The sequence below is a fragment of the Streptomyces sp. Ncost-T10-10d genome (genome assembly GCF_900091955.1).
GTDB lineage: Bacteria > Actinomycetota > Actinomycetes > Streptomycetales > Streptomycetaceae > Streptomyces.
On sequence record NZ_FMDF01000002.1, the window covers coordinates 26,138 to 37,431 of the forward strand.

9 protein-coding genes are annotated in these 11,294 nt (G+C 67.4%); 7 read left to right on the forward strand and 2 right to left on the reverse strand.

Annotated elements, in window-relative coordinates; genetic code table 11:
• The first annotated feature begins 26 nt into the window (after positions 1-26).
• The 3 genes from GA0115254_RS00125 (at position 27) to GA0115254_RS00135 (ending at position 2,569) form a co-directional block, all read left to right on the forward strand.
• Entirely contained in the window at positions 27-1,205 is a 1,179-nt protein-coding gene (locus GA0115254_RS00125; RefSeq protein ID WP_093893191.1) for an acyl-CoA dehydrogenase family protein, read from the forward strand.
• 13 nt (positions 1,206-1,218) lie between these two features.
• Positions 1,219-1,530 carry a hypothetical protein gene (locus GA0115254_RS00130; protein ID WP_093893192.1) on the forward strand — a complete coding sequence of 104 codons (312 nt, stop codon included), beginning with the start codon at positions 1,219-1,221 and terminating at the stop codon, positions 1,528-1,530.
• A 412-nt stretch (positions 1,531-1,942) separates the two neighbouring features.
• Positions 1,943-2,569 carry a hypothetical protein gene (locus tag GA0115254_RS00135; RefSeq protein WP_093893193.1) on the forward strand — a complete coding sequence of 209 codons (627 nt, stop codon included), beginning with the start codon at positions 1,943-1,945 and terminating at the stop codon, positions 2,567-2,569.
• 357 nt (positions 2,570-2,926) lie between these two features.
• Here GA0115254_RS00135 and GA0115254_RS00140 read toward each other — a convergent pair whose 3' ends face one another.
• Together GA0115254_RS00140 and GA0115254_RS00145 are read right to left on the reverse strand one after the other, a co-directional pair.
• Positions 2,927-3,409: an RICIN domain-containing protein gene (locus GA0115254_RS00140; RefSeq protein WP_093893194.1), complete on the reverse strand. Its 483-nt coding sequence runs from the start codon at positions 3,407-3,409 to the stop codon at positions 2,927-2,929.
• 87 nt (positions 3,410-3,496) lie between these two features.
• Positions 3,497-4,333: an aldo/keto reductase gene (locus GA0115254_RS00145; protein ID WP_093893195.1), complete on the reverse strand. Its 837-nt coding sequence runs from the start codon at positions 4,331-4,333 to the stop codon at positions 3,497-3,499.
• A 423-nt stretch (positions 4,334-4,756) separates the two neighbouring features.
• On the opposite strand from GA0115254_RS00145, the gene GA0115254_RS00150 reads away from it, so the two are divergent.
• From GA0115254_RS00150 to GA0115254_RS00165, 4 genes are all read left to right on the forward strand, one after another.
• Positions 4,757-5,539 (forward strand): Tat pathway signal sequence domain protein, encoded by a 783-nt coding sequence (locus GA0115254_RS00150; protein ID WP_093893196.1) that lies wholly within the window; start codon positions 4,757-4,759, stop codon positions 5,537-5,539.
• Between the two features lie 11 nt (positions 5,540-5,550).
• On the forward strand, positions 5,551-7,395 hold the full coding sequence (locus tag GA0115254_RS00155) for an alpha-L-fucosidase (RefSeq protein ID WP_093893197.1): 1,845 nt from the start codon (positions 5,551-5,553) through the stop codon (positions 7,393-7,395).
• A gap of 185 nt (positions 7,396-7,580) precedes the next feature.
• Positions 7,581-9,224 carry a glycosyl hydrolase family 8 gene (locus GA0115254_RS00160; RefSeq protein ID WP_370740793.1) on the forward strand — a complete coding sequence of 548 codons (1,644 nt, stop codon included), beginning with the start codon at positions 7,581-7,583 and terminating at the stop codon, positions 9,222-9,224.
• 11 nt (positions 9,225-9,235) lie between these two features.
• Positions 9,236-11,294, forward strand: a 2,059-nt coding sequence (locus GA0115254_RS00165) for a PQQ-dependent sugar dehydrogenase (RefSeq protein WP_093893199.1), incomplete at its 3' end; no start/stop codon positions are given.

Genomic DNA, 11,294 nt, shown 5'->3' on the forward strand with positions numbered 1-11,294 from the left:
GCAGCACGTACCGAAGGAGTTCCCCCATGCCCCCGGCCAAGCGACTCAAGGACCCGCTCGACCTGCTGGACATCGCCTCCCTGCTCACCGACGAGGAGCGCGAGATCCAGGCCACGGTCGCCCGATTCCTGACCGAGCGGGTCCGTCCGCACATCGGCCAATGGTTCGAGGACGCGCACTTCGCCCGCGAACTGGCGCCCGAACTCGGCAAACTCGGTGTACTTGGCATGCACCTGGACGGCTACGGCTGCGCGGGCACGGGCGCGGTCAGCTACGGACTCGCCTGCCTGGAGCTGGAGGCGGCCGACTCGGGGCTGCGCAGTTTCGTGTCCGTCCAGGGCTCCCTCTCCATGTTCTCGATCCGGCAGTGGGGATCGGAGGAACAGAAGCAGGAGTGGCTGCCGCGGCTCGCCGCAGGTGAGGCGATCGGCTGTTTCGGGCTGACCGAGCCGGACTTCGGCAGCAACCCGGCCGACATGCGTACCCGGGCCGTCCGCGACGGCAGCGACTGGATCCTGAACGGCTCCAAGATGTGGATCACCAACGGTGGTATCGCCGATGTCGCCACCGTCTGGGCGCAGACCGAGGACGGGGTACGGGGTTTCCTCGTCCCGCGCGGCACCTCCGGCTTCACCACCAGCAACATCAAGCAGAAGATGTCGCTGCGTGCGTCGATCACCTCCGAGCTGCACTTCGAGGACGTCCGCCTGCCAGGCTCGGCCCTCCTGCCCGCGGCCCGGGGGCTGCGCGGCCCGCTGTCCTGCCTGAACGAGGCCCGCTTCGGGATCCTTTTCGGCGCGGTCGGCGCCGGGCGCGACTGCCTGCAGGCGACGCTCGAATACGCCGACTCGCGCATCCAGTTCGGCAAACCGATCAGTGCCTTCCAGCTCACCCAGCGCAAGCTGGCCGACATGGCGCTGTCGCTCGGCAACGCCGCCCTGCTCGCGGTGCATCTGGGACGCCTCAAGGAACGGGAGACGCTGCGGCCCGAGCAGATCAGCGTCGGCAAGCTCAACAACGTACGCGAGGCCCTGGCCATCGCCCGCGAATGCCGGACCGTACTCGGGGCCAACGGCATCTCACTGGAGTACTCGCCGCTGCGGCACGCCAACAACCTCGAATCGGTCCTGACCTACGAGGGCACCAGCGAGATCCACACCTTGGCCGTCGGCCACGCCCTCACCGGACAGGCGGCCTACCGCTGACGCACGGGGTGTCATGACGCCCCCCTCGCCCGTCCTCTTCGTGTACCTGCTGATCACGCTGTCGCAGCTGGGCCTGCGCCGCCTGGAGGCCGGGGCGTCCGAGCACCTGAAGGTACGGATGTGGCTGTCCCCCCGGCTGGGCTGTGCGACCGCGCTCGCCATCGTCGCGATTCCGGCCTTGACGTACTTTGTCGCCGACAGCCGCTCGCAGCTCTTGACGAGTCTCCTGGCCTGGAGCGTCGCGCTGCTCGCGTACGCTGCGGGCAGGGCGCTGCGCTCCGGACGGAGAGACACGCCGGATACGGCCGACGTCGCCGTGGAATGAGTGCTCACCCGCGGCCACGGGGGTGCCCGGCGGCCCCGGGAGCGCACTTCGGCGCGCACGATCGGCGCGTCACTGCAGGTCAGGGCGGGTTGGACCGCGGATGACGGGCACTCAGGGCGATGACGTACGGCTCCTGCCCGGGCCGTGTCAAGAAAGACACGCTGCCGCCAGGGGTGAGAGGGCATCAGGAAGTCGCCCGGACAGGCTAAGGGCACATCAATTCGCCCACAAATAAGGATGATTGACAGCTTGTCGGATTATCTGGAAATGGCATTTGGGTGTCTTGTGTACCCCGATTGGCGCTCCGGCCCCGCCCCTTCCAATGTGTCCGATATGACAGCTATGGGGACCGTAAGTACGTTCAATCTCGGGTCGGCTGCTCGGCCGGCCTCTCTGAGACAGGAGAAGTGACATGGTTACGCGTTCCACTGTCGTTACTGCCGCACTTGCGGCTGCCGCGGCCCTGGCCGCCACCGGCATCACATACGCCTCGGCTGCCTCCACGGAGCCGGCTCAAGCTGCCCCGGTCGTCCAGCAGCAGGCCGCCGCCCCCGTGTCCGCCCCCAACGGCGGCAACGGCGGCAACGGCAACGAGGGCAACGGCAACGAGGGCAAGGGCAACGAGGGCCGGGGCAACGAGGGCCGGGGTGGTGGCTACGAGAACAAGGGTGGTGGCGAGAACAGGGGTCACCGGGAACACTTCAGGGGCCGGATCCAGATCAACGAGCGCACCTACACCGCCGAGGGCGGCGGCTGCATCACGGTGGTCAGCGGTCTCGGTTCCAAGACCCTCAACATCCGCAACGAGAGCCGCCGGACCGTCGAGGTCTTCCGTGGCGCGACCTGCGACAACGGCGCCCCGCTGGCGACCGTCGGTCCCTGGAGCTCCAGTGACGGCGTCCACCCGGGCCGCGTCAAGGGCGGCGTGAAGGTCCACAACGGAGTCGTGGGCAGCTTCCGAGTGATCGAGCGCTTCCACGGCGGCGGCAAGGGCGGCGGCGACTTCGGCGAGGGCGGCGACTTCGGCGGCGACTACTGAGGCCGGTGATCGAGCACCATCACGGTGGCCGGTAACCGAGCACCACTAACAAGGCCGGTGATCGATTCACCTGCCTGACATAGAACCCCGGCCCGCCGGAATCGGGCCGGGGTTCCAGTCTGGACACTTCTGCCACGCCATATCGGAGCCGGACGGCGAGGCGCTGCCAGCTCGGCTGGACAGCCGTGCCGTACGTGGCCTTCGAGCCTTTGGCAGGACCCGGCGACCGGGGCGGCAGAACGTGGCGCCGGCGCGGCAGACGCCGCCCACGTCCCGGCCGCCGGGAGCCTGGCCAGGCATGGGGCCGGATTCCCGATGGCTTTACCGGGCCTGCGATCGAATCCCAACGAAAACGGCTCAGACCATGGGGGTGTCCGACACCGGCTCCAACTGCCACCACTGGCCGGGGGAGTCGGTGTCCTCCCACTGCTGGACGCGCGCACCGTCCACCGTGCTGCCATCGGCCACTTCGAGGACGAGCCCGCTGATGAAACTGACCAGGGTCACCACCCCCGGCGCCTCCAGGTGCTGCTCGATCAGCCATTCCTGGGCGCCGTAGTTGTTGGCCCGCCACTGCTGGACCACGGCGCCGTTCTCGGTGGAGGCATCGGCGACGTCCAGCCGCTTGCCGCTGTGGACATTGACCAGGTGGTACAGCGCGGCACCGGCGTGCACGGGCGTCAGCTCCCAGTGCTGGGCCGCCGAACCACTCTCCTCACCCTGCTGCACCGGGGCGCCTGCACCCTTGACGGAGCCGTACACCTCCAGCAGCAGCCCGCTGCCCACATTGCGCAGCCGGTAGCGACCCGCTGCGACGACGGGCGCGGTGTCCTCGCTCATGTTCCGGTTCCTTTCCGGGCAGCGAACCGCCGCCCGGCTCGGCAGCCGGGCGGCGGTCTGTGTACGTCAACGGTGCAGCGACACGGTTCAGGCGCCGATGTTGAACTCGCCCGGGTTCGGGCCGATGCGCCTGCCCTCGTCCAGTGCGGCGAACGCGGCCAGGTCGTCGGCGTCCAGCTCGAAGCCGAACACATCGAGGTTCTCCACGATCCGGGACGGCGTCACGGACTTCGGGATCACCACATTGCCGGTCTGGATGTGCCAGCGGAGCACCACCTGGGCCGGCGTGCGGCCATGCTTCCGGGCGATCGCGACGACCGTCGGGACCTCCAGGAGGCCCTTGCCCTGGCCCAGCGGCGACCAGGCCTCGGTCGCGATGCCGTGCTTGGCGTGGAAGGCACGCGACTCGGCCTGCTGGAGCTGCGGGTGGAGCTCGATCTGGTTGATCACCGGGACCACGGAGGTCTCGCCGAGCAGACGCTCCAGGTGCTCGGGCAGGAAGTTCGAGACACCGATGGCCTTCGCACGGCCCTCGGAGCAGATCTTCTCAAAGGCCTTGTACGTGTCGACGTACGTGTCCTTGGCCGGCACCGGCCAGTGGATCAGATACAGATCGACGTAGTCCAGACCCAGCTTGTCGAGCGAGGTGTCGAAGGCGCGCAGGGTGGAGTCGTAGCCCTGGTCGGCGTTCCACAGCTTCGTCGTGACGAAGAGCTCCTCGCGGGCGACGCCGGAGGCTGCGACGGCCCTGCCCGTGCCCTCTTCGTTCTCGTAGATCGCGGCGGTGTCGATGCTCCGATAACCCGACTCGATGGCCGTCGCGACCGCCGTCGCGGCCTCGTCGTCCGGCACCTGCCAGACACCGAAACCGAGCTGCGGCATCTCGACGCCGTTGTTGAGGGTGATGGAGGGGACCTTGCTCACGAGCGGTCGATCCTTACGTCGTCGGTTGGGATTCTCATGCTCAACGACCACGGGGCGCGATGCATTCCCTGCCGACCCGATGTTCAGCGACCCCTCACTGCCCCGACCGGGATCGACGCGACACCGACTCGATATTGCTCCGATCTCATCCGGTCCGCGCCATTGACCGAGTCCCGTCAAAGCGCAACCCTGGAGCACATCACTGAACCATGAACACTCTTGTGAACGCGGTGGTTGGTTGCTGCGGAGAAAACGGCCACACCCCACTCGATCCTGAACCCCCACCTCAGGAAGGCTGGTACGGCTTATGTCTGATCGCAAGAAGACATCGGAGCACTACCCGGACAGCACGATGGGTCTGACCTTCAACAGCCTGGACAGCGCACAGGCCGGCCGCCTTCTGTTCCGAGCGAGGTCGAAGCGATGAATCCCTCCAGACGAGCATTACTCGGTGCGGCAATCGGCGGCGCCGTGGCGGCCACCGCCGCGCCCTCTGCCACCGCGCACGCGGCGAGCTGGCGACTGCGCTGGTCGCCCTCGGCGAGCAGCGGCGGACTCGGCGCCTTCGAGACCGTAGAGGACGACCGGGCCGACTCCCATCCGGCGGGGCAGCCGCACATCCTCACCGAGGGCGACAACTTCCGGTTCACCATGCACACCGTCGACCGGGACACCTCGACGGACCGTCAGCGCCAGGAGGTGACGGGACTGCGCACCAGCGGCAGTTCCTACCTCAAGTGGCTGCCCGGAGAGACCTGGCGGATCACGTACCGGATGTACATCCCCGGCTCGCTGAAGGCCACCACCACCTTCACGCACATCATGCAGATGAAGCAGCCGGGCAACGGCACCTCGCCGATCGTCGTGCAGTCGCTGCGCCGGGTGAACGGCGTACAGACCATCGAGCTCAAGCTTGCCGTCGCCGACATCCTCGTCGGCCGCACCGACCTCGTACCGCTGCAGAACAAATGGATCGACGTCGACTTCCGGATCACGGTCGGCGACGCTACGGCGGGCTCGGTCCGCTGGATTCTCAAGGACGGTTCGACCACCGTCATCGACAAGTCGAAGTCCGGTGCCGACACCTTCCTCGCCGACCGCGTACGGCCCAAGTGGGGCATCTACCGATCACTCGGCGATACCTCGGGGTCGCTGCAGGACACCCATCTTCTGCTCACCGGCATGCGTGGCTACCAACTGGTCTGAGGGGCTGATCCATGAACACCGGCAGACATCTGCCCGCCCGTATGCTGCTCGTCGTCGCGCTGCTGCTCGGCGCTCTCGGCCTGCAGGCACCGGCCCGGGCCGAGCTGCAGAACCCCCGTCAGGACTTTCTGCGCTCCGCCACCGCGGGCCTCTTTCTGCACTGGGGTGAGCGCACCGCACCCGCGCACACCGACTGCGCCGACTGGGAGTCCGACGTCACTTCCGGTGGCTGGAATCCCGACTACTGGGTCACCGAGGCCCAGAAACTGCACGCCCAGTACCTGGTGCTCGCCACCTTCCACAGTCGCCTCGGCTACGCCCGCCCCTGGCCGTCCAGGATTCCGGGAAGCTGTTCCACCGAGCGTGACTTCCTGGGCGAGACGATCGCAGCCGCCAAGGCGAAGGGGCTCAGGACGATCCTCTATATGACGGACGACCCCAAATGGCACAACGAGGGCGGGCACGAGTGGCTGGACTCGGCCGCGTACTCCGCGTACAAGGGCAGCTCCGTCGACCTGACCACCCGGGACGGCTTCGGGCAGTTCAGCTACGACAACTTCTTCGAGGTCATGGACCGCTATCCGGACCTCGGCGGCTTCTGGATCGACAACGACAACGCGTACTGGGAGAGCCATGACCTCTACGCGCAGATCTATCGGAAGCGCCCCCACTACACGATCAGCAACAACAATGAGGACACGCCGATCATGGACATGGTCAGCAATGAGCAGAAGACCGGGATGACGCCGCCGTACGACTATCCGCAGGCGGTCTACACAGCACAGCCCCGGCTCACCGAGGCCGACTTCAAACTGCCGTCCACGGGGGCCTGGTGGTACGACGGCTCCGATCCCGCGGTGGACAGGAAGCTCACCCTCGGACGGCTGATCACCAACGCGGGCTCCTCGGTCAAGGCGCTGATGGCCGAGACGGCTCAGGTCAACGGCGTCTTCCCGGCCAATCAGGCCGCGTTCAACACGTTCGCCGATTCCTTTCTCGGTCCCATCCGGGAGTCGCTGTACGGGGTCGAGGGTGGCGGATACATGTACGGCGGGCTGAAACCCGGCCTCTGGAACGACGGTGCCCACGGCGTCACAACCGTCAGCCGGGCCCACCCCGAACTGAGTTACATCCATGTCCTCACCCCGCCGTCCACCTCCACCCTGAAGATCCGGGACAACGGGTACCGGGTGAAGCGCGTGACCAACCTCCGTACGGGAGCCCGCGTCCGCTTCGGGCAGTCGGGAGGCACCCTCAGTCTCACCGGCCTGGGGGCCTGGGATCCGTACGACACGGTCTTCAAGGTGACCACGGCCGGGCGCACCGGCATCATTTCGCCCTCGTCCTACACCATGACTGCCGGTGCCTCGGCGCCCGGGCACGCGGCGACGGACGCCGCCGACGGCAGCTACCTCACCTACTGGGACAACGACAAGTCGCTCCCCGCGCGACTCGACTACGACCTCGGATCGGCCGGGAAAGTGCGGTACATCGGGATCAACCAGCGTGAGGACTCGGTGAGTTACGCGCGATCCGACACCGAGCAGTCCGCACGGATCAAGGACTACCGCGTGTACGTCAGCAGCGACGGCGCCGACTGGGGGAGTCCGGTGAAGTCCGGCACGCTGCCCAGCGCGCGCGGGGTCGCGGTGATCGACATCCCCGCGACGCGTGCCCGGCACGTCCGGCTGGAGGTCACCAGCACCTACGCCGCGTCCACGGACGCGAGCCGCTATCACCGGTTGCGGATCGACGAGACCTGGATCGGCACGGCCTACCCGGGCGGCAACGCGACATCGGTCTCCGACACCGGAGGGATCACCGTGCCCGACCCCGACCACCTCGGCAGGAGGTAGAACGCCCTCTCGGACACGGGGCGGCGGGGTGATCCCGTCGCCCCTCCGGCCTGCCCGTCCTCCGCCAACCCGCTTGCATCTCAGGAGATTTGGGTCCGCGCGAGGCATTGACAGAACGAGCCCCAGGGAATCCTATGCAGTGTTGGTTAGGAACCTTTCCTAACGTCGAACCGGAAGGGATCACCGTGCACTCTGCCGCACCCCCACGCCGCATTGTGGCCGTCTTCGCCGGACTCAGCTGTCTGCTTCTGCCCCTGCTCGCTCACCTCCCGAAGGCCTCGGCCGTCACGGCCGCGTACGAGGCCGAGAACGCGAGCCTGTACCAGGCGGCCGTGGCGACGAATCACACCGGCTACTCCGGCACCGGCTTCGTCGACTACACCAATGTCGTCGGCTCGTCGGTGGAGTTCACACTGAACGCCACCGCGGGCAGCACCTCGCTCGCGATCCGCTACGCCAACGGTACGACCACCAACCGCCCGATGGACATCAGCGTCAACGGTACGGTCGTCGCCTCCGGGGCAGCTTTCAACGGGACCGGTTCCTGGGACACCTGGGCGACGAAGACCATCACCGCCCAGCTCGTCGCAGGAACCAACACGATCCGTGCCACCGCGACCAGCGCGAACGGCGGCCCCAACCTGGACTACCTGGACACCGCAGACCCCGCCACCGATGGTCCCGCAGTGCCCTTCGGCAGCCACCGATTCCCTTACGCCGCAGGGACGCTGAAGCCGACCGGCTCACAGTCCGCGCTCGACCAGGCCGTGATCAGGACGTACAACGCCTGGAAGTCCGCGTTCGTCAGGAAGAACTGCGGCAACGGCTGGTACGAGGTCATCTCGCCGGACGCCGACCACCCCTACGTCGCCGAGGCCCAGGGCTACGGCATGGTCGTCACCGCGACGATGGCGGGTGCCGACCCGGAGGCGAAGACCGTCTTCGACGGCATGGTGAAGTACATGCTCGCGCACCCCTCGGTCAACAACGCCAACCTTCTCGCCGCCGAGCAGGACGCCTCCTGCAAGAGCGTCGACGGCTCCGACTCGGCGACGGACGGGGACCTCGACGTCGCCTACGGGCTGCTCCTCGCCGACAAGCAGTGGGGATCCTCCGGCACGTACGACTACAAGGATCTCGCGGTCAAGCACATCAACGCCATAAAGAAGAGCGAGGTCAACCCGACCACCCACCTCATGCTGCTCGGTGACTGGTCGGACTCCGGTGAGTCCCACTACTGGATGACCCGCTCCTCGGACTGGCTGATCGACCACTTCCGCGCCTTCAAGACGGCTACGGGCGACAGCACCTGGGACACCGTGCGCACGGCCCATCAGAATGTGATCACCACTCAGCAGTCCAAGTACGCGCCGAATACAGGCCTGTTGGCAGACTTCGTCGTCAACACGAACAACACGCCCAAGCCTGCTGCGGGTGAGGTGCTCGAAGGTCCCAACGACGGCGACTACTCCTGGAACGCCTGCCGCGACCCGTGGCGCATCGGCGCGGACGCCGTCACCAGCGGGGACGCGGCCTCGCTCGCCTCGGCCCGCAAGCTCAACTCCTGGATCAAGTCCAGGGCCGGCGGCGACCCGGACAGGATCGTCACCGGCTACCACCTGAACGGCACGGCGTTCGACAGCGGCGACGACATGGCATTCACCGCCCCGTTCGTCGTGACCGCGCTGACCGACCCCGGGTCCCAGTCCTGGCTCGACGCGCTCTGGAGCAAGCTCGCCGCCACTCCGGTCGACCCGCAGCTCTACTACGGCGGGAGCGTCCAGCTGCAGTCGATGATTGTCGCATCCGGCAACTACTGGGTTCCCTGACGGAGGTTCAGATGAAGGCCAGCACACTCACCACGTTACGGGGAAGGGTCGCCGCGCTCGCGGTCATGCTGCTCTGCACCGGCCTGGTGCAGGCGGTGCCGCAATCCGCCTCCGCGGCGGCCACCCGGTACGAGGCGGAGTCCGCGACAATCGTCCAGGGCGCCACCGAGTCCAATCACTCCGGCTACTCCGGGACAGGGTTCGTCAACGGCGACAATGTCGTCGGCAGCTATGTGGAGTTCACCGTCACCGCGGCCTCCGCCGGGACCGGGCAGATCGCCATCCGGTACTCCAACGGCACGACGGCCGGCCGGCCCGCGGACGTCGCCGTGGGCGGCACGGTCGTCTCGGCCGCCCGCGCCTTCGACGCCACCGCCGACTGGAACACCTGGGCCACCTCCACCCTGACCGCCCCGGTCAAGGCAGGCAGCAACAAGATCCGGCTGACGTCCACAACGGCCAACGGGCTGCCCAACCTCGACTACATCGACTTCACGGTCACCTCATCGGACACACAAGCACCCACCGCACCCGGCCGGCCCAGCTGCTCGGCGATTTCCGAGGACAGCCTCACGCTGAACTGGGACGCCGCCACCGACAACGTGGGCGTCGCCGCGTACGACATCTACGAACACGGCAACAAGTTCGCGGAGGCGGCGGGCACCGCCACGACGAAGAACCTGACCGGGCTCACCCCCAATACCACGTACAACATCACATTGTTCGCGCGTGACGCGGCCGGCAATGTGTCGTCGGTCAGCCCGATCGTGGACTGCACCACCCTGCCCAGCTCCGACACCACCGCGCCCTCGACACCCGGCGCCCTGTCCACCTCGGGCCTCACCGCGAACAGCGTTGTCCTGAACTGGGGAGCGTCGACGGACAACAAGGCCGTCACCGCCTACGAGGTACGCAGCGGCAGCACCGTCTACAAGACCGTGACCGGCACCCCGCCGGCCACCACGACCACCCTCACCGGGCTCGCCTGCGCCAGCCCGTACACCCTGGACGTCGTTGCCAAGGACGCTGCGGGCAATGCCTCGCCCCCGAGCAACACGGTCACTTTCACCACCCCGGCCTGCGCCACCGACGGCGGTGTACCGTCGGACATCGCCACCGTCTCCACCGGCTGGTCCATCCCCTGGGGCACCTACTGGATGCCCGACGGCAAGACCGCACTGGTGACCGAACGGGACAGCTTCAAGGTCTTCAAGGTCACCCCCGGCGGCACCAGGACCCAGGTCGGCACCGTGCCGGGCGCCGTCACGACCAACGGTGAGGGCGGCCTGCTCGGTGTCGCCGTCGACCCCAAGTGGTCCACCAACCACTACGTGTACTTCATGCACACCGCGTCCGAGGGCAACCGGGTCGCCCGCATGACATACGACGGCAGCTCGCTCGGCGGATACACGGTCCTGCTCCAGGGGATCAAGAAGAGCAGGTACCACAACGGCGGTCGGCTCGCCTTCGGCCCCGACGGCTACCTGTACGCGTCGACCGGTGAGGCCCAGACCCCCGACCTCGCGCAGGACAAGAACTCGCTCAACGGCAAGATCCTGCGGATGACCACGGACGGCAAGGCCGCCCCCGGCAACCCGTTCGGCAACTACGTCTACAGCTACGGCCACCGCAACCCGCAGGGCCTCGCCTTCGACGCCAAAGGACGCCTGTGGGAGGCGGAGTTCGGCGACAGCAAGAAGGACGAGCTCAACCTCATCAAGCCGGGCAACAACTACGGCTGGCCCGTCTGTGAGGGCAGCTGCTCCACCGTCGGCATGACCGACCCGAAGAAGACCTGGAACGTCTCCGAGGCCTCGCCCAGCGGGATCGCCATCGTCCGCAATGTCATCTACATGGCCGCGCTGAAGGGCGAACGGCTGTGGCGGGTGCCGATCACCGGTGACACCGAGAACCTCGGCACGCCGACCGCGTACTACGTCGGCACGTACGGCCGGCTGCGCACGGTCACCAAGGTGCCCGGCCAGGACCAGCTCTGGCTCTCCACCACCAACTGCGACAACAACGGAGGCGAACCGGACGGTGCGGACAAGCTGTTCCGCATCTCGATCA